This is a genomic window from Sphingomonas sp. GW821-FHT04B01 (assembly GCF_059420425.1).
In genome coordinates this window covers 1,252,244-1,273,375 of sequence record NZ_JBWKTR010000001.1, presented here as the reverse complement: position 1 = coordinate 1,273,375, position 21,132 = coordinate 1,252,244, and the positions used below count along the sequence as shown (strand labels likewise).

General features: G+C 68.3%; 24 protein-coding genes. 10 read left to right on the top strand and 14 right to left on the bottom strand.

Going from position 1 to position 21,132, the window contains the following annotated elements; genetic code table 11:
* From AC07UH_RS06250 to trmB, 3 genes are all read right to left on the bottom strand, one after another.
* On the bottom strand, positions 1–465 hold a 465-nt coding region (locus AC07UH_RS06250), incomplete at its 3' end, for a hypothetical protein (protein ID WP_495193939.1).
* Entirely contained in the window at positions 455–1,711 is a 1,257-nt protein-coding gene (locus tag AC07UH_RS06245) for a tyrosine-type recombinase/integrase (RefSeq protein ID WP_495178974.1), read from the bottom strand. The genes AC07UH_RS06250 and AC07UH_RS06245, both read right to left, overlap by 11 nt.
* Positions 1,712–1,831: 120 nt before the next feature.
* Positions 1,832–2,512 carry a tRNA (guanine(46)-N(7))-methyltransferase TrmB gene (gene trmB, locus AC07UH_RS06240; RefSeq protein ID WP_495178975.1) on the bottom strand — a complete coding sequence of 227 codons (681 nt, stop codon included), beginning with the start codon at positions 2,510–2,512 and terminating at the stop codon, positions 1,832–1,834.
* A 96-nt stretch (positions 2,513–2,608) separates the two neighbouring features.
* Between trmB and AC07UH_RS06235 the strand changes: the two genes are divergently transcribed.
* The 3 genes from AC07UH_RS06235 to AC07UH_RS06225 are packed head-to-tail and all read left to right on the top strand — an operon-like array spanning position 2,609 to position 4,418.
* Complete coding sequence (locus AC07UH_RS06235) at positions 2,609–3,418, top strand: formate/nitrite transporter family protein (protein WP_495178976.1); 810 nt, start codon at positions 2,609–2,611, stop codon at positions 3,416–3,418.
* Positions 3,415–4,014 (top strand): phosphatase PAP2 family protein, encoded by a 600-nt coding sequence (locus AC07UH_RS06230; RefSeq protein WP_052075599.1) that lies wholly within the window; start codon positions 3,415–3,417, stop codon positions 4,012–4,014. Before AC07UH_RS06235 ends, AC07UH_RS06230 begins: the two co-directional genes overlap by 4 nt.
* 59 nt (positions 4,015–4,073) lie before the next feature.
* The gene (locus AC07UH_RS06225) at positions 4,074–4,418 is read left to right on the top strand and encodes a PilZ domain-containing protein (protein WP_495178977.1); all 345 of its coding nucleotides are present in this window, start codon (positions 4,074–4,076) and stop codon (positions 4,416–4,418) included.
* Between the two features lie 117 nt (positions 4,419–4,535).
* Here the strand turns inward: AC07UH_RS06225 and metK are convergent, their stop codons facing one another.
* Both metK and lnt read right to left on the bottom strand, forming a co-directional pair.
* A complete protein-coding gene (gene metK, locus AC07UH_RS06220) occupies positions 4,536–5,753 on the bottom strand; it encodes a methionine adenosyltransferase (RefSeq protein WP_495178978.1) in 1,218 nt (405 codons plus the stop codon).
* A 42-nt stretch (positions 5,754–5,795) separates the two neighbouring features.
* Positions 5,796–7,337, bottom strand: coding sequence for an apolipoprotein N-acyltransferase (gene lnt, locus AC07UH_RS06215; protein WP_495178979.1), 1,542 nt, complete (start codon positions 7,335–7,337; stop codon positions 5,796–5,798).
* Positions 7,338–7,655: 318 nt separating this feature from the next.
* Between lnt and AC07UH_RS06210 the strand changes: the two genes are divergently transcribed.
* Positions 7,656–8,090: a VOC family protein gene (locus AC07UH_RS06210; protein WP_038662294.1), complete on the top strand. Its 435-nt coding sequence runs from the start codon at positions 7,656–7,658 to the stop codon at positions 8,088–8,090.
* Complete coding sequence (locus tag AC07UH_RS06205) at positions 8,087–8,389, top strand: polyhydroxyalkanoic acid system family protein (protein ID WP_495178980.1); 303 nt, start codon at positions 8,087–8,089, stop codon at positions 8,387–8,389. The genes AC07UH_RS06210 and AC07UH_RS06205 overlap by 4 nt, the downstream gene beginning before the upstream one ends.
* A gap of 36 nt (positions 8,390–8,425) precedes the next feature.
* Here AC07UH_RS06205 and AC07UH_RS06200 read toward each other — a convergent pair whose 3' ends face one another.
* The 3 genes from AC07UH_RS06200 to wrbA all read right to left on the bottom strand — a co-directional run bounded on the left by AC07UH_RS06200 (position 8,426) and on the right by wrbA (position 11,069).
* Positions 8,426–8,959, bottom strand: coding sequence for a response regulator transcription factor (locus AC07UH_RS06200; RefSeq protein ID WP_137897922.1), 534 nt, complete (start codon positions 8,957–8,959; stop codon positions 8,426–8,428).
* Positions 8,956–10,236 carry an ATP-binding protein gene (locus AC07UH_RS06195; RefSeq protein WP_495178981.1) on the bottom strand — a complete coding sequence of 427 codons (1,281 nt, stop codon included), beginning with the start codon at positions 10,234–10,236 and terminating at the stop codon, positions 8,956–8,958. The genes AC07UH_RS06200 and AC07UH_RS06195 overlap by 4 nt, the downstream gene beginning before the upstream one ends.
* A 233-nt stretch (positions 10,237–10,469) precedes the next feature.
* Complete coding sequence (wrbA, locus tag AC07UH_RS06190) at positions 10,470–11,069, bottom strand: NAD(P)H:quinone oxidoreductase (protein WP_495178982.1); 600 nt, start codon at positions 11,067–11,069, stop codon at positions 10,470–10,472.
* A 120-nt stretch (positions 11,070–11,189) separates the two neighbouring features.
* Here wrbA and AC07UH_RS06185 point away from each other — a divergent pair, with 120 nt between their 5' ends.
* Positions 11,190–12,113 (top strand): LysR family transcriptional regulator, encoded by a 924-nt coding sequence (locus tag AC07UH_RS06185; protein ID WP_495178983.1) that lies wholly within the window; start codon positions 11,190–11,192, stop codon positions 12,111–12,113.
* On the opposite strand, the gene AC07UH_RS06180 is transcribed toward AC07UH_RS06185, so the two are convergent.
* Complete coding sequence (locus AC07UH_RS06180; RefSeq protein ID WP_495178984.1) at positions 12,092–12,841, bottom strand: SDR family NAD(P)-dependent oxidoreductase; 750 nt, start codon at positions 12,839–12,841, stop codon at positions 12,092–12,094. The genes AC07UH_RS06185 and AC07UH_RS06180 overlap by 22 nt on opposite strands.
* 363 nt (positions 12,842–13,204) lie before the next feature.
* Between AC07UH_RS06180 and AC07UH_RS06175 the strand changes: the two genes are divergently transcribed.
* On the top strand, positions 13,205–14,170 hold the full coding sequence (locus AC07UH_RS06175; RefSeq protein WP_495178985.1) for a methyltransferase: 966 nt from the start codon (positions 13,205–13,207) through the stop codon (positions 14,168–14,170).
* Here the strand turns inward: AC07UH_RS06175 and AC07UH_RS06170 are convergent.
* From AC07UH_RS06170 to cobS, 5 genes are all read right to left on the bottom strand, one after another.
* Positions 14,111–15,349, bottom strand: coding sequence for a dicarboxylate/amino acid:cation symporter (locus AC07UH_RS06170; RefSeq protein ID WP_495178986.1), 1,239 nt, complete (start codon positions 15,347–15,349; stop codon positions 14,111–14,113). The genes AC07UH_RS06175 and AC07UH_RS06170 overlap by 60 nt on opposite strands.
* Before the next feature lie 127 nt (positions 15,350–15,476).
* Entirely contained in the window at positions 15,477–17,303 is a 1,827-nt protein-coding gene (cobT, locus tag AC07UH_RS06165; RefSeq protein ID WP_495178987.1) for a cobaltochelatase subunit CobT, read from the bottom strand.
* The gene (locus AC07UH_RS06160; RefSeq protein ID WP_495178988.1) at positions 17,303–17,644 is read right to left on the bottom strand and encodes a HepT-like ribonuclease domain-containing protein; all 342 of its coding nucleotides are present in this window, start codon (positions 17,642–17,644) and stop codon (positions 17,303–17,305) included. The genes cobT and AC07UH_RS06160 overlap by 1 nt, the downstream gene beginning before the upstream one ends.
* On the bottom strand, positions 17,634–17,936 hold the full coding sequence (locus tag AC07UH_RS06155; protein ID WP_495178989.1) for a nucleotidyltransferase family protein: 303 nt from the start codon (positions 17,934–17,936) through the stop codon (positions 17,634–17,636). The genes AC07UH_RS06160 and AC07UH_RS06155 overlap by 11 nt, the downstream gene beginning before the upstream one ends.
* A gap of 7 nt (positions 17,937–17,943) precedes the next feature.
* Complete coding sequence (gene cobS, locus AC07UH_RS06150; protein WP_038662320.1) at positions 17,944–18,948, bottom strand: cobaltochelatase subunit CobS; 1,005 nt, start codon at positions 18,946–18,948, stop codon at positions 17,944–17,946.
* A 198-nt stretch (positions 18,949–19,146) separates the two neighbouring features.
* On the opposite strand from cobS, the gene AC07UH_RS06145 reads away from it, so the two are divergent.
* From AC07UH_RS06145 to AC07UH_RS06135, 3 genes are read left to right on the top strand one after another with little or no spacing between them, the layout of a single operon-like run.
* On the top strand, positions 19,147–19,863 hold the full coding sequence (locus AC07UH_RS06145; protein ID WP_495178990.1) for a DUF1428 domain-containing protein: 717 nt from the start codon (positions 19,147–19,149) through the stop codon (positions 19,861–19,863).
* A gap of 13 nt (positions 19,864–19,876) precedes the next feature.
* On the top strand, positions 19,877–20,665 hold the full coding sequence (locus tag AC07UH_RS06140; protein ID WP_495178991.1) for a VOC family protein: 789 nt from the start codon (positions 19,877–19,879) through the stop codon (positions 20,663–20,665).
* Positions 20,662–21,120 (top strand): SRPBCC family protein, encoded by a 459-nt coding sequence (locus AC07UH_RS06135; protein ID WP_495178992.1) that lies wholly within the window; start codon positions 20,662–20,664, stop codon positions 21,118–21,120. The genes AC07UH_RS06140 and AC07UH_RS06135 overlap by 4 nt, the downstream gene beginning before the upstream one ends.
* The last annotated feature ends 12 nt before the right edge of the window (positions 21,121–21,132 follow it).

Below are 21,132 nucleotides of genomic sequence, written 5' to 3'. Positions count from 1 at the left end.
CCCAACTGTCTTCTTCTCTGCCGTCGCGCTCGCGGCCACCGTCATCTTCTGGCTGTGACCAATGAGTCCTGAGCCTAAATCCCATTCTTCATCGGTTACACTGCCGAACGCAAATTCGTCCTTCAGATAATCGAAAGGGCGATTCACCCTGAATATGTATTCTGGGTCGTTGCCTCGCACATTGATCAACCAATAGGCATATTTTTCCTGATCATCCTCAGCGATTGCCTCCTCGCCCCATGCCGCTCCGACTGACGCGTCAGGTAGAAGCCCGTATGGTGTATATCGCTTCCAAGCAGGAAACATCGCGCGCCCAACGTCATGCACTGCACGGCCAAGGAAGACCCATCCTGTGGGATTGCGCGGCCAAATGCATTCTTCTGAAATCTGATGGTACACATCGTTGACTGGCGACACCTTGTTGCCGGCAGTTACATCCGTCAGCATCTCCATCTCAAACGGCATAGAACGCTTTCTTAGGTTGGATTGCAATGACGTTCGATACATTGGACTCGGCATTCAGCAGGCTGCGCACATGGTCCGCCCACGCCTGAAGGGCGGTTCGCTTCTCGTCAGTCCAATGGTGACGTTGATAGACGCCGGCTATTCCAGACCGCGTACCAGACAGGTGATTCAGTACCGCTTCCGTCACCTCGAACCTGATGCCAAGCACCTGAAAGCCGGTGGCAAGTGTGCGGCGGAGGTCGTGCAGGCGCCAGGCAGGAATGGGATCGCCGCCGTCAGCGGCCAGCAGCTTGTCGACCTTCTCCTTGCCCTTGGAATGTGCGGTGAACGGCTCACCATTCGACGTGGTAAAGACGGCGCCACGACGCGGCCACTTCTCGCCCTTGGCCAGCCTGTCGATCGTCTCGATGGCCAACGTGCTGAGCGGCACCGTGTGCGGCTCGCCGTTCTTCGTGCGCTCACCCGGGATTCGCCACATCGCGCCGCCGCGGTCCAGTTCGCTCCACACCACCCCGGTCACTTCCTCGCGCCGCTGCCCGGTCACGATCAGGAGGCGGAGGATCGGGCCAAAGCACCGGTGGCACCCCGGCGCGGCAAGCCACACCCGCCGCAGCTCATCGTCGCTCAAGACCCGGTCGCGGGCCTTTACCGGCGGCGGCGTCTCCATGCCGTCCATGGGGGACGTCTTGATGTCCCCACGCCAGATCGCCCATTTGAACAGCCGACGCAGGATGGCGAAGACGTTGCGACGTCCGGCCTGCTGATCTGCCGGCATAGCGTCAAACACCGCGACGACGTCCGCGCGCGTGATTGTCGGCAGCGCCTTACTGCCAAGCACCGGGACAACGTGCAGCCGCAGTGAGCGCTCAACGAGGCTGCGCCACCCCTCCCCTTTACAGCTGTCGTGGAACGTCTGCGCGTAGGATTTGAAGGCGAGGCTCACCGCCTCATGACGACGCTTCTGGTCAGCCTCGGCAGGGTCGACTCCCTGAGCAACTAGAAGCCCCAGCCGCTCAGCCTCAGCTCGCGCCGTCGTTGGCGTCCAAGGCGAACCATGCGCCCCGATCGTGTAGCGCCGCGTCTTCGCCTCGCGACCGCCCATCCGATACTGGTAGACGTAGGCCACCGCCCCGGTCGGCGTGATCTTCGCACCAAACCCCTTGAGATCGTCGTCCCACAGGAAGCCAACGCCAGCGCTAGGCTTCAGCGCGTCGACCGTTCGCTTATTGACCTTGCCCGTCGCCATCATGAGCCTCGCTGGCAATCACCTGACAATCACCGTAGCGGGAAGCACAGGGAACAGCAAGGGAACGGCGGGAACAAGGCCCCTCTCCTACAGGCGTGAACGGATCACGAACCCCGCAGCCTACCGTCGGATATACCTGAAATACCACACCTCATGGCCCTGCCGCCGCGCCTTGCGTTCGTAGCGCGTCTCGGGCCAGTCGTCGGGCCGGGTCAGGAAGTCCGCTGGCGTCCGTGCCGTCCAGATGAAGTCGCGGCGCTGGTTCATGATCATCATCGCCCAGCGGCAATAGGTCGGATCGTCCGTCCCCAGCCGGAACTCGGCGCCCGGCTTCAGCTTGGCGGCGATCACGTCGAGCGGGCCGTGGTTGATCATCCGCCGCTTGGCGTGTCGCGCCTTGGGCCAGGGGTCGGGGTGGAGGAGATAGACCCGGCTGAGGCTCGCATCGGGCAGCCGCTCGACCACCTCCAGCGCGTCGCCCATATGCAGCCGCACGTTGGCGAGGCCGCCGTCGCGGATATGGCCGAGCGCGCCGACCACGCCGTTGAGGAACGGCTCGCAACCGATGAATCCGGTCTCGGGCCGCATCGTCGCCTGACCCGCGAGATGCTCGCCGGCACCGAAGCCGATCTCGAGCTCCAGCGGGCGGTCATCGCCGAACAGCACCCGCGCATCGAGCGCACCCGTCTCCGGCACGCTCAACGGTGCCAGCGTGTCCTCGACCAGCGCGGCCTGGCCGATGCGCAGCTTATGGCCCTGACGACGGCCGTAGAGGCGGCGGATGGTGGCGGGATCGTTCATGGTGGCGCGCCCTAGAACACAACGCGCCACAGGGAAACGCCGCATTCGCCCGCACCGCGCGGAGCAAAGCGGGGCGGCGGTCCGTTGCACCGTCACATGACCGACGACGCCACCGATGGCGACGGCCTCAAGGCCGCCGATGCCAAGACGCTCCACCGCACGGTGCGCGAATCGGGGGAGGACGAGTTGCGCCGTCCCGCGATGCAATTGTTCTGGTCGGCGCTTGCCGCCGGCATCGCGATCAGCGTCTCGCTGCTGACCGAGGCGGCGCTGCACGCGGCCCTGCCCGATGCGCCATGGCGCGAGCTGGTCAGCGGCCTCGGCTATCCGGTCGGCTTCATGGCGGTGATCCTCGGCCGGATGCAATTGTTCACCGAGAGCACGATCACCGCGATGCTGCCGCTGGTGACGCGGCCGTCGCGCTGGGCGCTGGCCCGTACGCTGCGGCTGTGGAGCATCGTCCTCGTCGCCAATCTGCTCGGCACCGCGCTCGCCGGGCTGGCGATCGCCACCGGCGCGATGGGCAGCGACGCGATCCGTCACGCCGCGCTCACCATCTCGACGGGGATCACGGAACTGTCCGCCGGCCGCACCTTCGTCAACGCGATCCCTGCCGGCTTCATGATCGCGATCCTCGCCTGGGCGCTGCCCAATGCGCGCAGCCAGAGCGTGGTCGTGATCTTCATCTTCACCTACATCCTGACGATCGCCGGCTTCAGCCATTCGATCGTCGGTTCCAGCGAGGCCTTCCTGCTGCTGTTCGCCGGCCAGACCGGCGTCGTCCAGACGCTGGCGGGGCTGATCGCGCCGGCGGTGCTCGGCAATCTCGTCGGTGGCGCCGGCATTTTCGCGGTGCTCGCGCACGCACAGGTACGCGGCGAACCGCCGCAGGGAGAAGAGCAGTGAGCAAGGCGAAGACGGCCGCGAAGACGGTCGAACGGGTGGATCGTCATCTGACCCGGGATGCGGCGGCGAATCGCGATACGCTGCCGGTGCGCTTCGCCAGCTTCCTTGGCGAGGTGGCCGACCAGCCGCAGCTCATTACCGCCTCGATCGCGACGATCGCGGCGGGACTGGTCGGGCGGCGGCCCGATATGATCCGCGGCGGCACGCGGATGCTCGCGGCGCATCTCGTCGCCACCGGTATGAAAAGCGCGATCAAACATTCGATCGACCGCACCCGCCCCGCCAAGGCGATCGACGAGGGCGATCACCGGTTCGAACCGGGCGATAGCGACGACCACGATCTCAATTCCTTTCCCTCCGGCCACACCGCCGGCGCGGTCGCGGTCGCACGGGCCGTCTCGCGCGAGATCGACGGCGCCGCCACTCCCGCGGCGCTCGGCGTCGCGGCCGTCGCCGCGATCCAGCCGGTCGCCGGCAACCATTACCTTTCCGACGTGCTGGTCGGTGGCGCGATCGGCTGGGCGTCGGAAGCGCTGGTCGACGCCGTGTTCAACCATTTCGCGCCGCCGCCGGCCGAGAAAGTCCAACCAGTTTAGGCCAAGTTGTTCTGGGTTTGCCGTCCACCGCGTGCTAGGCCCACCGATACGGAAGCGTTATGAACATCCCTCCCGAACCTCTGCGCGAGAAGCGCAACAGCGTCATCGTCCGTGCCGCGGTCCGTCTTCCCGGCGGCGGCCAGAGTGAGCGGCGTGTGCGCAACCTGTCGCGCTCCGGCGCGTGCATCGACAATGACGGCGATCTCGCCGCGGGCATGATGCTCGATATCGAAATGGGCCATATCACGGAGCTGACCGGGGAGGTCATGTGGGTGAAGGACCGGCTCGCCGGCATTCGCTTCGCCGAGCCGATCGATCTCGACGAAGCCCGTAAGCCACGCGGCGTCATCGCGGCGCCCAAGGCCGGCTGGATGACCGATATCAACGACGCCTACCGCCGATAAGACGACGGTTCGCCCGACGCGACCGCGAAACGCGCCCTGCCCCACCGCCAAAAGAAAACACCCTCCCGCGTCCGGCGACGCGAGAGGGTGTCGTTCACACAACCCTGATCGAACCGATCAGGCGACCGCGGCCTTGAGCTGCTCGACCAGATCGGTCTTTTCCCAGGTGAACAGGTCGCCCTCGGGCTCTCGGCCAAAGTGACCATAAGCCGCCGACTTGACGTAGATCGGCGCGTTGAGCTTGAGATGCTGGCGGATGCCCTTCGGCGTCAGGCGGACGAGCTGCGGCAGCACCTGCTCCAGCTTCGCTTCCTCGACCGTGCCGGTGCCGTGCGTGTCGACATAGACCGACAGCGGCTCGGCGATGCCGATTGCATAGCTGAGCTGGATCGTGCAGCGCTTGGCGAGGCCCGCGGCGACGACGTTCTTGGCGAGATAGCGCGCGACATAGGCGGCCGAACGATCGACCTTGGTCGGGTCCTTGCCGCTGAACGCGCCGCCGCCGTGCGGTGCCGCACCGCCGTAGGTGTCGACGATGATCTTGCGGCCGGTGACGCCCGCGTCGCCGTCCGGCCCGCCGATCTCGAACGCGCCGGTCGGATTGATATAGACCTTGGTCTCGTCGGTGACGAAGCCCTCGGGCAGCGTGCTCGTCAGAACGCCGGTGACGTAATCCTTGAGCACGTCATATTTGGCGGCATCGGCATTGTTGCCCTGCAGGCAATAGCCCGCCTTGTGCTGGGTCGAGACGACGAGCGCCACCGCCCGCGTCGGCACGCCATTCTCATATTGCAGCGTGACCTGGCTCTTGGCGTCGGGCTCGAGGAACGGCGCCTTGCCCGAATGACGGTCGGCCGCCATCGTCTCGAGGATCTTGTGGCTGTAATAGAGCGTCGCCGGCATCAGGCCCGGCGTCTCGTCGGTCGCATAGCCGAACATGATGCCTTGGTCGCCCGCGCCCTCGTCCTTGTTCGAACCCTCGTCGACGCCCATCGCGATTTCCGCCGACTGGCCGTGCAGGTTGTTCTCGAAGGTGAAGCTTTCCCAGTGGAAGCCCGACTGTTCGTAGCCGATGCGCTTGACGGTCGCGCGCACCGCCGCCTCGATCTCAGCGAGCGCGCCGTCGGCCCAGGCGCCATTTTCGTACACGCCCTTGCAACGGATTTCGCCCGCCAGCACGACGAGGTTGGTGGTCGTCAGCGTCTCGCAGGCGATCCGCGCCTCCGGGTCCTTGGACAGGAACAGATCGACGATCGTGTCGCTGATCTGGTCGGCGACCTTGTCGGGATGGCCTTCGGAAACGGACTCGGACGTGAAGATATAGCTGCTGCGCATCACTGCCTCATAACGATATAAAGATGCCTTTATATGTCGCTCCTAACGCGCACGGCGGCGGATGGCAATCGCCGCCGCCGCGAAGCCGAGCGCGACGATCAGCGCGGCAAAATTTCCCAGCCGACTGAACAAGGTAGGCGGCAAGGCCGGCGGCATCGGCAACTCGATCGCGCCCGCCGTCTCGTGCGGCACGGTGGCGAGCAGCCGTCCGTCGGCGGCGATCACCGCCGAAATGCCGGTCGGAGTCGAACGGACGATCGGCAGCCCTTCCTCGATCGCCCGCATCCGCGCCTGCGCGAGATGCTGCGGCGGTCCCCAGCGCCCGAACCAGGCATCGGTCGAGGGGTTGAAGAGGATTGCGGGGCGATGCGCCTCGTCGACCGTGCGACCGGAGAAGATGATCTCGTAGCAGATCTGGAAGCCGATCGCGCCGAAGCCGGGGATCGTCAGCGTGCGCGGACCAGGGCCGTCGTCGAAGTCGAAATCGCCCGGCACCAGCCGCGCGAGGCCGAGCGGCCTGAGCAGCCACGGCACCGGCAGATATTCGCCGAACGGCACCAGATGCGCCTTGTCGTAGCGGCCGACGATGCGCGCGCGGGCATCGAGCGCGAACACCGAATTGGACGCGCCCGCGACGTCGCCCTTGGCGTCGAAGCGCAGCGGCGTATGGCCGGTCATCAGCACGTCGCGCGGGCCGAGCAGCCGCGCCAGCCGCCAGCGGTTGAACAGCGGGCTCTGGCCGAAATAGATCCAGCGCGGATAGCCGCTTTCCAGATAGTCGCGGATCACCCCCTCTGGCCACAGCACCAGCCGCGGCCGCGGTCCGGGCGTTCCCGACTGGCGGATCAGCGCGGCGAGCATCACCTCCTGATCGCCCTCGCCGCGCGCGTCCTGCCCTACATTGGGCTGCACCACGCGCAGCAGCGGCGCGTCGGGTCGCGCCGGGGGTGCCTGCGTCCACAGCGCCGATACGGCCGCGGCAACGAACAGCGCCGCGAGCCCCGCCGGCAACCGCCACCGTCGCTGCGGCAGGAGCAGCAGCGACACCGCGGCAAGCACGGTCAGTCCCGACAGCGCATAGGTCCCGATCCACGCGGACAGCCGCGCAACGCCGATCACCGGCAACCAGATCACCCCGATCGGGTCCCAGGCGTAACCGCTGAACAGGACGCTGCGCAGATATTCGCTGGCGATCCACGCCGCCGCGAAGACCAGCGCATAACCGGCATCGGGCCGTGCGCCGCGGCCGAAGCGCCAGCCGATGCCCGCAGCGGCCATCGGGAAGATCGCCAGATACAGCGCCAGCCCGACCGCGGCGAAATAGCCGAGCACCGGCGGCATCTTGTCCTGAAAGTCGAAGGCGTGCTGGAACCAGTTGTTGTTGATCGTGAAATGCCCGACGCCCCAACACCAGCCGAGCCATAGCGCCCGCCGGCCGGTATCGGCGCGCTGGACGAGCGCGGCGAGCCCGGCGAGCCCGACCAGCGTCAACGGCCAGAACTGCAACGGCGCGAACCCGGTCGCGGCGATCGCCCCGAGGATCAGCGCGACGAGGGCGGGACGGCGGGAGAGCAAGGCGGGCATGCGGCGCCGTGTAGCGTGCGGCAAAGGCGATGTCCTCCCCCGCCGGGCAAGGCTGTCGCATAGGAACGCTCAAGTCGGCCCCGCGTCTTCCACGCCCACCCCGTCACCCCGGACTCGTTCCGGGGTCCACTCTGCGGCGAGGAGAAAGGCTTGAGGCGGCACCGTTCCCTTGCGGCCCGGTGGACCCCGGAACGAGTCCGGGGTGACGGACCTGATGAGGACGCCGATCGAACCTCCCGCCGCCGGCATTTAGTAGCCCTCCCCGTCAACGAAGGAATTGCGGTAGCGCGAGCCCCTACCCTCCCCTACCTTCGCCACATGTCCCTACGCCCTTTCCATCTCGCCTTCCCGGTCCACGATCTCGCCGCGGCGCGCGCCTTCTACGGCGGCGTGCTCGGCTGCCCCGAGGGCCGTTCCAGCGAGCAATGGATCGACTTCGACCTGTTCGGCCATCAGATCGTCGCGCATCTCGACCCCGCCGCCCGCGCCGTGCAGGTCGCCAACGAAGTCGACGGCCACCACGTCCCCGTCCCCCATTTCGGCGTCGTCCTCACCATGGCCGACTGGCAGGCGCTGAGCGAGCGCGTCGCCGCCGCGGGCGTACGCTTCGGGATCGAGCCGCACGTCCGCTTCCGCGGCGAGGCGGGCGAGCAGGCGACGATGTTCTTCTCCGACCCGTCGGGCAACGCGCTCGAGTTCAAGGCGTTCGGGAACGATGCGATGCTGTTCGCCACGACGAAGGACCAGATATGAGCGCCCCGATCGAACTCGACATTCCCCATCAGCTCGGCAAGACCGCGGTCCGCGAGCGGCTCGACGGCGGCATCGGCAAGATCGGCCGGCTGATCCCCGGCGGCGCGCAGGTCGAGCATCGCTGGGAAGGCGATACGATGCATTTCACTGTCGGCGCGATGGGCCAGACGATCGGCTGCCGCGCGACGGTATCAGACAGCAACGTCCATGCGATCGTCGACCTGCCCGGCTTCCTCGGCCTGTTCGCCAGCAAGATCCGCGACGTGATCCAGCAGGAGGCACCCAAGCTGCTGAAGTAAAACCAATTCCTCCCCCGCCAGGGGGAGGAGTAATGTCTACCCCATGTGCCGCTTGTCGAGCTTCCGCGCCAGCGTCCGCCGGTGCATCCCCAGCCGCCGCGCCGCTTCGGAGATGTTGAAGTCGACGTCCGCCAGCGTCTGGTGGATATGCTCCCATTCCAGCGTCTTGATCGAGGTCGGCGGCGCCGCGGCGATCGTCGCGCCGGCATCGCCGTCGATCCGCGCGAACGCCGCCTCGATATCGTCGGTATTGGCGGGCTTGGTCAGATAGTTGGTCGCGCCGAGCTTGATGGCCTCGACCGCGGTCGCGATGCTGGCGAAGCCGGTCAGCACGACGATCTTGATGCCCGGATCGATTGCATGGATCGTCGCCACGCAGGCCAGCCCCGACGCGCCGCCCAGCCGCAGGTCGACCACCGCATGATCGGGCCTGAAGTCGGCCACCGCCGCCTCCAGCCCGTCCGGCCCGGGCAGCATCGTCACCGCATAGCCGCGCCGCTCGAACGAGCGCCCCAGCGTCCGCGCGAAATTGGCATCGTCCTCGACGATCAGCAGCCGCCGCTCGCTCATGCCCCCTCCTCCAACGCCAGCGCCGCCACCGGCAGCCGCAGCACCATCTCCGCGCCGCCCGCGATATTGCGCGCCGCCAGCGTCCCGCCGAGCGTGCGCAGCACGTTGGTGGCGAGAAACAGCCCCAGCCCCGCGCCGCGCCGCTCCTTGCTGGTGTTATACGGTTTGCCGATCCCGGCGAGCACCGCGGGCGGAAAGCCGCTGCCATCGTCGCGCACGGTCAGCACGATCACCGCCTCCTCCACCGCCGCGGTCAGCGTGATCGCCGAGGCGCCCGCCTCCGCGGCATTGTCGAGCAGATTGGTCAGCGCCTGCCCCAGCGCGCGGTCGGATACGATCGGCCGGTCGTCGCCGATCCGGTCCTCGAACGTCACCGTCCCCGGCCAGACCGCGACGATTCCCGACAGGAACCGGCGCAGCGTCGTGCGTTCGGGCGCCTCGCCGGTCACCTCGCCCGCGGCGAACAGGATGCCCGACACGATCGTCTTGCAGCGCATCACCTCCGCCTGCATCTCGTCGACCTCGGCGGCGAGGCGCGGTTCGGCGCGGATCGCCGCCTCGCTCTTCCAGTCGCCGAGCAGCACGAGGATCGACGACAGCGGCGTGCCGAGTTCGTGCGCCGCGCCGCTGGCGAGCAGGCCCATGCGGACGATATGATCCTCCTCGGCGGCCCGCTGGCGCATCGCGGCGAGATGCGCGTCGCGGCTGCGGAGGTTGGCGGCGATCCGCGTCACGAACAGCACGAGCAGCACCGCGGCGAGCACGAAATTGGCCCACAACCCGATCACATAGACCGGCGACAGCCGCGTCGCGAACCACGGCGGCAGCGCCAGCGGCGGGCTGAGCAGCGCGACCAGCCCGAACGCCACCGTCGTCAGCGCGACCAGCGCCCAGCTCGACCAGGCGTGGAGCAGCACCGCGCCCATCACCACCTGCAACAGGTAAAGCGAGACGAACGGATTGGACGCCCCGCCGCTGAGATAGAGCTGCACCGACAGCGCGACGACGTCGCAGGCGAGCGAACCGAACAGCTGGAAATTGGTCACCGGCCAATGCGGATGGCCAAGCCACGTCATCGCATTGAGCATGACGAGCGCGGCGAGCACCACCCCCATCGCGACGACCGGCAGGTGGATGCCGAGCCCGTAATGGACGATCAGGATCGCCGCCGCCTGCCCGCCGACTGCCATCCAGCGCAGCAGCACGAGCAACCGCATGTTGCGCGCCGCGGCATCCTCGGGCGCGGGCGGCGGCAGGCGGGGCGGCTGGGTCGGCATGCCACGGGTGTAGGCGCGTTTGCGGCGGAGCGCCACGCGCGGGGCAGTGATATGGGCTCGTCACGTCGCCCGGAAAAACCCGTCACCCCGGACTCGTTCCGGGGTCCACTCTGCGGCGAGGAGATTGGCAGGAGGGGAGACCATGCCCCCATGGCCCGGTGGACCCCGGAACCAGTCCGGGGTGACGGATTGGATGCGAAGGCGGCCCGCGCGCGTGCAGGCCGCCCCTCGCCTCACTTCAGCTTTGCGGCCGTCTCGGCGATCCGCTTGCCCTGATAGCGCGCACCCGCCAGTTCCTCCTCATGCGGCTGGCGCGAACCGTCGCCTGCCGAGATCGTCGTCGCGCCATAAGGCGAGCCGCCGCGGACCTCGTCGACGCCCATCTGGCCCTGGAAACCATAGTCCAGACCGACGATCGTCATGCCATGATGCAGCAGGTTGGTGATGATCGAGAACAGCGTCGTTTCCTGCCCGCCATGCTGGCTGGCGGTCGAGGTGAACGCGCCGCCGACCTTGCCGACCAGCGCACCCTTCGCCCACAGGCCACCGGTGGTGTCCCAATAGGCCGCCATCTGCGCCGGCATCCGGCCATAGCGGGTCGGCGCGCCGACGATGATCGCGTCATAATTCGCAAGCGCGTCCGGGCCTTCGATCTCGGGATGCGCGGTGTCGGTCTTGAAATGCGCGGCCTTGACCACCTCGGCGGGCGCCGTCTCGGTGACGCGGCGGATATCGACCTCCGCCCCGCCGGCGCGCGCGCCCTCGGCGACGGCGTCGGCCATCTGTTCGATATGGCCGTAGGACGAATAATAGAGCACCAGAACCTTGGTCATCCGAACGTCTCCAATGTGCGTGTCGCACCCTAAATGGTCCCGTCGGGACGGTGCGTAAACGGAAACGCTGGAAACCGACCGTTTCCACGCTAGGTTCCCCGGCCTGCCGAAGGGACCATGATGCGCCTACCCGATCTCGAAGCCTGGGCGATCTTCGCCGCCGTCGCCGAGCATAATTCGTTCAGCGCCGCCGCCGATGCGATCGGCCTCAGCAAGGCGACCGTGTCGAAGGCGATCACCCGCCTCGAAGAGCAGATCGGCCAGTCGCTGTTCCACCGTACCTCTCGCCGGCTCGCGCTGACCGAGGCGGGCAAGCCGCTCGCCGCGCACGCCGCGCGCATCCTCGCCGAGGCGCAGGCCGCGGAGGAAGCCGCCCGCGATGCGCTGAGCGCACCGACCGGCCGCGTCCGCCTCGCCGCGCCGATGAGCTTCGGCGTGCGCAACGTCGCGCCGCTGCTCGCGGAATTCCTCGCCGCCCATCCCGGCATCGAGATCGACCTGCATCTGTCCGACGCGCGCGTCGACATCGTCGCCGAAGGCTTCGACGTCGCGCTGCGCATCGGCGACCTGCCCGACAGCAGCCTGCGCGGTCGCCGGCTGTGCGACGTCAGGACGCATCTGGTCGCAGCCCCCGCCTATCTCGCCGCGCACGGCACGCCGGCGCATCCCTCAGAGCTCGCCCGCCACCGCGTGCTCGGCTATTCCAACGTGCTCGCGCCGTGGCGCTTCCAGCATGCCGACGGCAGCGACGTCGCAATCCGTCCGCAGGGGCCGCTGATCGCCAATAGCGGCGAGGCCCTGCTGCCGACGCTGATCGCCGGGCTCGGCATCGCACGCCTGCCCGGCTTCATCGTCGGCCCGCATATCAGCAGCGGTGCGGTAGTGCCGATCCTGCCCGACTGGTCCACCGCGGCGATCGGCCTGCATCTGCTCACCCCGCCGAGCGCGCTGCGCCCGGCGCGGGTCGAGGCGCTGATCGCCTTCCTGTCGGGCCGGCTGCGCGACCCCTGCGCCGAGGCGGATCAGCCCGCGCGCGCGACCTGAAAGCCGGCGAACGACTGGCTGACCGGCATCAGCTCCAGCCGGTTGATGTTGAGATGCGGCGGCAGCGTCGCGACCCACAGCATCGTCGCGGCGATATCCTCCGCGGTCATCGGATCGGCGCCCTTGTAGAGCGCGTCCGACGCCGCCTGGTCGCCACCGGTGCGCACCGTGGTGAATTCGGTCTCGACCATCCCCGGTTCGATCGAAGTGACGCGCACCCCCTTGCCGTGCAGGTCGGAGCGCAGGCCGAGCGAGTATTGCTCGACGAACGCCTTGGTGCCGCCATAGACGTTGCCGCCGCTATACGGATAGGTCGCCGCCACCGACGACAGGTTGATGATCGCCCCGCGCCGCGCAATCAGCGCCGGCAGCAGCCGGTGGGTCAGCGACACCAGAGCGGTGACGTTGGTCGCGATCATCGTCCGCCAGTCGTCGAGGTTCGCCTCCTGCGCCGGCCGGGTGCCGAGCGCGAGGCCGGCGTTGTTGATCAGCAGATCGATGTCGCGCCAGTCCTCGGGCAATCCGGCGATCGCCTTGCCCGCCGCCGCTTCGTCGGCGACGTCGAAGGCGAGCGTATGCACCGCCTCGCCGAGCCGCGCGCGCAACGCGTCGAGCCGCTCGACCCGCCGCCCGGTGGCGATCACGCGCCACCCCGCACCCACGAACGCCGTCGCCGCCGCCGCGCCGATGCCGGCGGTCGCGCCGGTGATGAAAGCCGTCTTGGTCATATCGTCTCCGCTGATCCTGTCGCGCTGCGTCAAAGCGCGACCGCCTTACAACGATCCCGCGCCGGGCCGCCAGCGATCGGGGCGGAGCGGTACCCACGATCGCACCAGACCCTGCTCGAAGCCTTCTGCGAAGCTATCCCAGTGCTCCTGCGAAAGCAGGAGCCCAGGAGTCCCAAGCGTCACAAGGCGTTAGCTCGCTCGACTCTGGGCTCCTGCTTTCGCAGGAGCACCATGCTGCTCCATGGGCGAGAGGGCTTGACCCGTTTCGACATAACGCGGAACCGGCCGAACACCGCGCCCCCCGGGCCCACAGGAACCCGCACCATCGCAAGACGTTACGCCACATCAACGAGTCATGGAGAGATGCGGGTGTCGAGACCGGACCAGCCGGCGGTTCGATCGGCGGACGCCGAGCTGCGGCATCTCCTCGCCCTGTTGCGTGACCGCGACCATCGGTTCGTCACCCCGACCCCGGCGACCCACGCCCGCGTCCTCGCCCGCGCCGACCGGCAGGCGGCGCGCTGCGTCGAGGACATGCTCGGCTGGAGCCTGCCCTATCGCCCCGGCGACTGCGACGCGGCGATCGAGGCGCTGCTCGACCGTGCCGGCGTCACCGTACCGGCCGGGGATCGCCGCCGCGCGACGATCCGCGTCTCGCGGCTCCACGATCATCTCTTCGTCCATTCCGCTCATCCCACCGACGCCGCCGATGCGGTCTTCTTCGGCCCGGACAGCTATCGGTTCGCCGACCTGATCCGCGACGAACTGCGCGACTGCCCGGTGCGCGCCGGCGCGCAGATGGTCGACATCGGTACCGGCTCGGGCGTCGGCGGCATCGTCGCCGCGACCGCTTGCCCGGGGCTGCGCATCCATATGACCGACGTCAATCCGGCGGCGCTCCGCTTCGCGCGCATCAACGCCGCCGCGGCCGGCATCACCGCCGACTTTCATGAAAGCGACAGCCTCGCCACCATCCCGGGTCCCATCGACGTCGCCACCGCCAACCCGCCCTACGTCATCGACAGCGGCAAACGACTGTACCGTCACGGCGGCGCGATGCACGGCGGGCAGGTATCGCTCGACATGGCAGTGATGGCGATGGACCGGCTCGCCCCCGCCGGCCGGCTGATCCTCTACACCGGCAGTGCGATCGTCCGCGGCCACGACCAGCTCGCCGCCGCGCTCGCCGAGGCGGCGGCCGCGCGCGGCTGTACGATGCGCTATCGCGAGATCGACCCCGACGTGTTCGGCGAGGAACTGGAGAATGCCCTATACCGCGACGTCGATCGCATCGCGCTGGTCGCCGCGGTGATCACCCGCGCCGGCTAGCCGCATCACCGCCATGTCGGCGGTGACGTTGCCGACCGTGCGGAACAGATCGGGGATCGTCTCGACCGCGAGCAGCAGCGGCAACAGCTCGACGGGCACGCCGAGCGCGAGGCACACCGGCCCGATCGTCGCGAAGAACGACACCTGCGCCGGCAGCCCGACGGCGGCGAGGCTGACCGCCGCCGCGACCAGCGCGCCCGTCACCACCATGCCGATCCCCGGCGACATGCCGTAGACCGCCGCCAGATACAGCGCGACCGCGATATTGGCGGCGGCGCTCGCGGCGCGGAAGATCGACACGGCGAGCGGCAGAACGATCCCCGCCGCATTGCGCGCGACGTCCAATGCGGGCGCCGCCTCGACCATCGCCGGCAGCGTCGCCAGCGAGGATTGCGTCGAGAGCGCAACGACCTGCGCCGGCAGCGCCGCCTTGGCGAAGCGCAGCGGCGACAGCCCGCCGAAGACGAGCACGACGACATAGGCGAGCACGCCGATCAGCAGGCACGCGCAGGCGACGATCACGACATAGTGCGCGAGCACCGCCACCGCGCCGCTCCCCGCCCGCGCACCGAGCCCGAAGGCGAGCGCGAACACGCCGATCGGCGCGACCAGCAGCACCCATTGCACGATCACCAGCATCGTCTCGGCGATCGCCCGGAACATCGTCTGCAACGCGCGCTGCAGCTCGGGCGCGACGCGCGTCGCGGCGAAGCCGAAGAACAGTGCGAAGACGACGAGCGGGACCATCGCCGTCTCCGCCGCCGCCTTGATCGGATTGGCCGGGATGATGTTGCCGAACCAGTCCCCCGCCCCGCCGATCGCTGGCACCGCACCCACCGGCCGCAACGCCGCCGCATCACCGACCGGCCACAGGTGCAGCAGCAACGTCGTGCTCGCCGCCGCCGCCAGACACCCGCCGCACAGCAACGCCGCGAACCAGAGCAAGGCGCGCAACGCCACCCGATCCTGCCGCGCGTCCTGCGCCGCGCCGAGAATACCGGTGACGAGCAAAGAGAAGACGAGCGGCACCACCGTCATCGTCAACGCATCAAGCCACAGCCGCCCGACCGGCCCGGTCACCGCGGTTAGCGGCACGGCGAACGCCCGCCCGCTGACGATCGCCCCGCCGATCAACCCGAGCGCCAACCCGGCGAGGATCCGAAGCGCGGACCGGTTCAACCCGCCGACTCCCGGCCGTGCGGGCGCAAGGCCCGGTCCTTCGCAACGTCCACACCCATCCCCTCGCCCACCAGCCGCATACCGAAGCAGGTAGGGGAAACTTTTACCAGCTATTCCGTGCCTTACGTCACGGCGTGTCGAACAGCGCCGCCAATTGTTCGATGATCGTCCCGCCCAGTTGCTCGGCGTCCATGATCGTCACCGCGCGTGCGTAATAGCGCGTCACGTCGTGGCCGATGCCGATCGCGACCAGCTCGACCGGCGACTTGCCCTCGATCCAGCCGATCACCTGGCGCAGATGCCGCTCCAGATAGCTGCCCGAATTGACCGACAGCGTCGAATCGTCGACCGGCGCACCGTCGCTGATCACCATCAGGATGCGCCGCTCCTCGGGCCGCGCGAGCAGCCGGCTGTGCGCCCAGAGCAGCGCCTCGCCGTCGATATTCTCCTTAAGCAGCCCCTCGCGCATCATCAGGCCGAGGTTGGTGCGCGCGCGCCGCCACGGCTCGTCCGCCTTCTTGTAGACGATGTGGCGGATGTCGTTGAGCCGCCCCGGCTGCGGCGGCCGCCCCGCGGCCAGCCACGTCTCGCGCGCCTGCCCGCCCTTCCACGCGCGGGTAGTGAAGCCGAGGATTTCGGTCTTGACGCCGCAGCGCTCCAGCGTGCGCGCGAGGATATCGGCGCTGATCGCGGCGATGCCGATCGGCCGCCCGCGCATCGACCCCGAATTGTCGATCAGCAGCGTCACCACCGTGTCGCGGAAATCGGTCTCGCGCTCGATCTTGTAGCTCAGCGACTGGCCGGGCGTGACGACGACACGCGCCAGCCGCGCCGCGTCGAGCATCCCCTCGTCCTGATCGAAATCCCACGACCGCGACTGTTGTGCCATCAGTCGCCGCTGCAACCGGTTGGCGAGCTTCGACACCGCCGATTGCAGATGCGCGAGCTGCTGGTCGAGATAGCCGCGCAGCCGTGCCAGTTCCTCGGCGTCGCACAAATCGGTGGCGGCGACGACCTCGTCGAACTGCGTCGTCCACGGCTTATATTCGAACTGCGGCATGAAGTCGCTGTTCGGGCGGTTGGGGCGCACCGGCTGCATCCCCTCGTCACCGTCGTCGCCGGGTTCGCCGTCGAGGTCGTCCATCGACTGGTCGCCGAATTCCTCGCCCTCGCCGTCGTCGCTGTCCGATTCCTGCGCCTCGCCGCGCGCGTCGACCTCGCCTTCGCCCTGGCCGCCCTCCTGCTCCTGATCCTCCTCGCCTTCGTCCTGCTGCTGCTCGTCGGTGCCTTCGTCCTCCGAGCCGCCCTCGTCGGCGTTTTCGGGCAAGACCTCGCCCTCGACCAGCTCGAGCTCCTCGAGCATCTTCATCGCAAGCCCCTGGAACGCGCGCTGGTCGTCGAGCGCGAGCGCGAGGCTCGACAGGTCGGTGCGCGCGTCGATCCATTCGCGCACCAATGCAAGGCCGGGCGCGGCGGCGGCAGGTGCCTCCAGCCCGGTCAGTCTCTCGCGCACCAGCAGCGACAGGGCGCTGGCCAGCGGCACCTCCTCGCGCGTCCGGGCGCGGGTAATCGGATCGCTGCGCATCCGCACTTCGAGCGCATGCGCCAGATTGTCGGCGATGCCCGCATAACCGCGGCTGCCGAGCGCCTCGACCCGCGCGCTCTCGACCGCGTCGAACACCGATCGCGCCACCGCCTCGGCGGGCGCGTAACGCGTATGGAGCGCATCGTCGTGATGGCGCAACCGCAAGGCGAAGCCGTCGGAAAAGCCGCGCGCCTCCGCCACCTGTTCGGCGGGAAGCGTGCGCGCCGGCATCGGCACCTTGATATGCTTGCCAGACTGCGCCGGCGCATCCGCGGTGAAGCCGAGTTCGACCTCCGGCTCCTCCGCGATCGCGCGCGCCGTCCCGGCGAGCACCGCCTTGAACCGGTCGAGAGGGGTATCGTTTGCCATCAGTTTTCCAGTGCGCGTTGCGCGGCATCCCGCAGCGCGGGGATATCGGTGCGCGCCGTATCGTAGATGACCTGCGCATCGACCCGGCTGTATTCGTGGCGCAGGCGATTACCGAGACTGCTCACATCGTTGAACGGTACCGGGAGAGCGAGCGCCGCGACGGCTTCCGCACCTATCTGCACGACCGCTTCCGATATCCGTTCGATACACCGTTCGACCGCATCCGCGACCAGCTGGTCCGCCCGGAAGCGATCGTAATCGTAGCCGTCGAGATAGACCGAGATCCGGTCGGCGTTGTCGACGATATGGTGAAGACGGCTTTCGATACGATCAAAAGACATGAACACGATCCCGATCGACCTGCGCCTGCAACCGCGGCTCCAGCGACGCCTCCGTCATGAAGTCGACCCTGACGCCGAGCATGTCCTCGATCCGGCCCTCGATCCCGAAGAAGCCGAACGGGCCGAGCGCACGGACCGCATCATAATCCACCGTCGCGACCAGATCGACGTCCGAGTCCGGCCGCGCCTCGTCGCGCGCCGTCGATCCGAAGATCGACAGACGCGTGATCCCGAGCTGGCGCAATTCGGGCTCACGCGCACGCAACCGTTCGAGAGCCTCGGCCTTCGTCATCCGATCCTTACGCTTTCCCCACCACGCTCTCCGGCAGGTCCTTGCCGAACACGCGCTGGAAATATTCCGCCACCAGCGGCCGCTCGTTCTCGTCGCACTTGTTGAGGAAGCTCAAGCGGAAGGCGAAGCCGACGTCGCCGAAGATCAGCGTGTTCTGCGCCCAGGTGATCACCGTGCGCGGGCTCATCACCGTCGAGATGTCGCCGTTGACGAAGCCCTTGCGCGTCATGTCGGCGACGCGGACCATCTGTTCGACCGTCTTCTTGCCCTCGGGCTTGTCGTACTCGCCCGACTTGGCGAGCACGATCTGCGATTCGACCGCCGCCGGCAGATAGTTGAGCGTGACGACGATGTTCCAGCGGTCCATCTGGCCCTGGTTGATCTGCTGCGTGCCGTGATACAGGCCGCTGGTGTCGCCGAGGCCGACCGTATTGGCGGTCGCGAACAGCCGGAACCACGGATTCGGGCGGATCACGCGATTCTGGTCGAGCAAGGTCAGCTTGCCCTCGGTCTCAAGCACACGCTGGATCACGAACATCACGTCGGGCCGCCCCGCGTCATATTCGTCGAACACCAGAGCGGTCGGCGTCTGCAACGCCCACGGCAACAGGCCCTCGCGGAATTCGGTCACCTGCTGGCCGTCGCGCAGCACGATCGCGTCGCGGCCGATCAGGTCGATACGGCTGATATGCGCGTCGAGGTTGATGCGGATGCACGGCCAGTTGAGCCGCGCCGCGACCTGCTCGATATGGCTCGACTTGCCGGTGCCGTGATAGCCCTGCACCATCACGCGCCGGTTGTGCGCGAAGCCCGCCAGCACCGCCAGCGTCGTGTCCGGATCGAAGACATAGGCGGGGTCGAGATCGGGGACGCGTTCGTCCGCCTCGCTGAACGCGGGCACCTGCATGTCGCTGTCGATGCCGAACAGCTCGCGGATGCCGACCATCTTGTCGGGGGCATCGAGGATCGTCGTCTCGCGGCTGTCGGGCTGGGTATTGGGGATATCGGTCATCGGGTCGGGGCACCGTTTCGAAGCTGGGCAAATCAGAGGCGGCCCTCCCCAACGCGCGAAGCGAGCGAATGGCGCATCGCCTATCCAGTGGAAACGGATTGCCCCGCCGTCAAGCCGCCGCGACCGCGATCGTACGCGCGGGGCTTGACGCAGGAGCGGAAAAGGCAGGTAATCCCTTGAAAAAAGGAGAGCGAGCCGATGCGCTATATCGACGGCTTCGTCACCGCCGTGCCGAGTGCACGACGCGATGCCTATCGTCGCCATGCGATGCAAGGCTGGGCGGTCTTGCAGGCGGCGGGTGCCGGGCGGCAGGGCGAAGCCTGGGGCGACGATGTCCCCCATGGCACGCACACCGATTTCGATCGCGCCGTGCAGGCGACCCCGGACGAGACGGTGGTGTTCAGCTGGATCGAATATGCCGACAAGGCGACGCGCAACGCCGCCGCTGCACAGGTGATGGCCGCTCCCGAGATGGCGGCGCTGATCGAGACGATGCCGTTCGACGGCGCGCGGATGATCTATGGCGGCTTCGAGGTCGTCGTCGATCAGGGCGCGCCCTCGCCCGCCACCGGCTATGTCGACGGCTTCCTGCTCGCCGCGCGCGACCGCGACGCCTATGTCGCGCTCGCTGCCCGATCGGCACCGATCTTCCTCGATCACGGCGCGACTCGCGTCGTCGAGGCATGGGGCGACGACGTCCCGCCCGGCACGCGCACCAGCTTCCCGCTGGCGACGCAGCGCGAGGACGGCGAAAGCGTCGTCTTCTCGTGGATCGAATGGCCGTCGAAGGCGGTCCGCGACGCCGGCATGGCCGCGGCGATGGCCGATCCCCGGATGGAGACCGCACCCGAAGCGCTGCCCTTCGATGGCAAGCGCATGATCTACGGCGGCTTTACCTTGCTGTTCCAATCCTGACGGGGGCTTTGCGATGCCACTGACCGACGGCTTGCCGATCTGGTTCGAACTGACGGCGCCCGATCCGGCCCGCGCCGCGCGCTTCTACGACCGCGTCCTCGGCTGGACGACGCAGCCGTCGCCGACGCCCGAACATGGCGGCTATTTGCTCGCCGCAGCCCCAGACGGCGTCAGCGTCGCCGGGATGATGGCGCCCCCGCCGGGTGCGCCGCCGAACGGCGGGTGGGGCATCTATTTCGCGACGCGCGATATCGCGGCGACGCTCGCCCTCGCACAGCAGCGCGGCGCTACGATCCTGCTCGCGCCGATGGCCATCCCGCACGTCGGCACGATCGCGATCCTGCGCGATCCGCAGGGGGTCGACCTCCGGCTGATGCGGCCCGTCGCGCAGGATGAGGCTGCCCCCTTCTCGCAGGTCCCCGATGCCGTCGGCCACGCCGTCTGGATCGAGCTCGCGACCCCGGATCCCGACGGCGCGCTCGCCTTCTACGGGGCCCTATTCGGCTGGACCGAGGCGGGCGCGATGCCGATGGGCGAGATGGGCGACTATACCTTCTTCGCCGCCGGCGACGCGCGACCCGGCGCCGTCATGTCGAGCGTCAGCACGCAGGCACCGGCACGCTGGAACAGCTATGTCCTCGTCGCCGAGATCGATACGGCGATCGCGGCTGCGCAGGCGGCGGGCGGCACGTTGATCCAGGGCCCGGACGAGATCCCCGGCGGCGACTATTCCGCCAATATCCTCGATCCCGACGGCAGCCAGATCGGCCTCGTCGGTCCGCGCCGGAGCGCCACCGCATGACCGAAGCGCACGAATTGTCGATCACCCGCCTGATCGACGCGCCGGTCGCCGCCGTATGGCGGGCATGGACCGAGGATACCGGCGCGTGGTTCTGCCCCAGGCCCTGGACCGCCGAATTCGTAACGCAGGAGCTCGTCGCCGGCGGCCGTTCGCAGATCGTCATGCGCGGCCCCGGCGGCGAGGAAAACCGGCTCGAAGGCGTCTATCTCGAGGTGGTGCCGCAGGTGCGCATCGTCGCGACCGACGCCTTCACCGCGGGCTGGCACCCCGCCGGCCCGTTCATGGTACGGATCGATTCGTTCGCCGAAGAGGCCGGCGGCACGCGCTACACGGCGACCGCGCGGCACTGGACGGCGGAGGCGAAGGCCAGCCACGCCGCAATGGGGTTCGAGGCAGGGTGGAACGCCGCCGCCGACCAGTTGGAGGCGATCGCACGGCGCCTGGGGAGCGAATAGACGCGGCCCCCG

Coding starts and splice junctions, on each gene's coding strand:
- AC07UH_RS06155 (WP_495178989.1), bottom strand. CDS start 17,936: ATGACGAAGGCCGAGGCTCTCGAACGGTTGCGTGCGCGTGAGCCCGAA.
- AC07UH_RS06180 (WP_495178984.1), bottom strand. CDS start 12,841: ATGACCAAGACGGCTTTCATCACCGGCGCGACCGCCGGCATCGGCGCG.
- AC07UH_RS06140 (WP_495178991.1), top strand. CDS start 19,877: ATGCCACTGACCGACGGCTTGCCGATCTGGTTCGAACTGACGGCGCCC.
- AC07UH_RS06210 (WP_038662294.1), top strand. CDS start 7,656: ATGTCCCTACGCCCTTTCCATCTCGCCTTCCCGGTCCACGATCTCGCC.
- AC07UH_RS06200 (WP_137897922.1), bottom strand. CDS start 8,959: ATGAGCGAGCGGCGGCTGCTGATCGTCGAGGACGATGCCAATTTCGCG.
- metK (WP_495178978.1), bottom strand. CDS start 5,753: ATGCGCAGCAGCTATATCTTCACGTCCGAGTCCGTTTCCGAAGGCCAT.
- cobT (WP_495178987.1), bottom strand. CDS start 17,303: ATGGCAAACGATACCCCTCTCGACCGGTTCAAGGCGGTGCTCGCCGGG.
- AC07UH_RS06245 (WP_495178974.1), bottom strand. CDS start 1,711: ATGGCGACGGGCAAGGTCAATAAGCGAACGGTCGACGCGCTGAAGCCT.
- AC07UH_RS06175 (WP_495178985.1), top strand. CDS start 13,205: ATGCGGGTGTCGAGACCGGACCAGCCGGCGGTTCGATCGGCGGACGCC.
- AC07UH_RS06225 (WP_495178977.1), top strand. CDS start 4,074: ATGAACATCCCTCCCGAACCTCTGCGCGAGAAGCGCAACAGCGTCATC.
- wrbA (WP_495178982.1), bottom strand. CDS start 11,069: ATGACCAAGGTTCTGGTGCTCTATTATTCGTCCTACGGCCATATCGAA.
- trmB (WP_495178975.1), bottom strand. CDS start 2,512: ATGAACGATCCCGCCACCATCCGCCGCCTCTACGGCCGTCGTCAGGGC.
- AC07UH_RS06235 (WP_495178976.1), top strand. CDS start 2,609: ATGACCGACGACGCCACCGATGGCGACGGCCTCAAGGCCGCCGATGCC.
- lnt (WP_495178979.1), bottom strand. CDS start 7,337: ATGCCCGCCTTGCTCTCCCGCCGTCCCGCCCTCGTCGCGCTGATCCTC.
- AC07UH_RS06135 (WP_495178992.1), top strand. CDS start 20,662: ATGACCGAAGCGCACGAATTGTCGATCACCCGCCTGATCGACGCGCCG.
- AC07UH_RS06195 (WP_495178981.1), bottom strand. CDS start 10,236: ATGCCGACCCAGCCGCCCCGCCTGCCGCCGCCCGCGCCCGAGGATGCC.
- AC07UH_RS06160 (WP_495178988.1), bottom strand. CDS start 17,644: ATGTCTTTTGATCGTATCGAAAGCCGTCTTCACCATATCGTCGACAAC.
- cobS (WP_038662320.1), bottom strand. CDS start 18,948: ATGACCGATATCCCCAATACCCAGCCCGACAGCCGCGAGACGACGATC.
- AC07UH_RS06145 (WP_495178990.1), top strand. CDS start 19,147: ATGCGCTATATCGACGGCTTCGTCACCGCCGTGCCGAGTGCACGACGC.
- AC07UH_RS06205 (WP_495178980.1), top strand. CDS start 8,087: ATGAGCGCCCCGATCGAACTCGACATTCCCCATCAGCTCGGCAAGACC.
- AC07UH_RS06185 (WP_495178983.1), top strand. CDS start 11,190: ATGCGCCTACCCGATCTCGAAGCCTGGGCGATCTTCGCCGCCGTCGCC.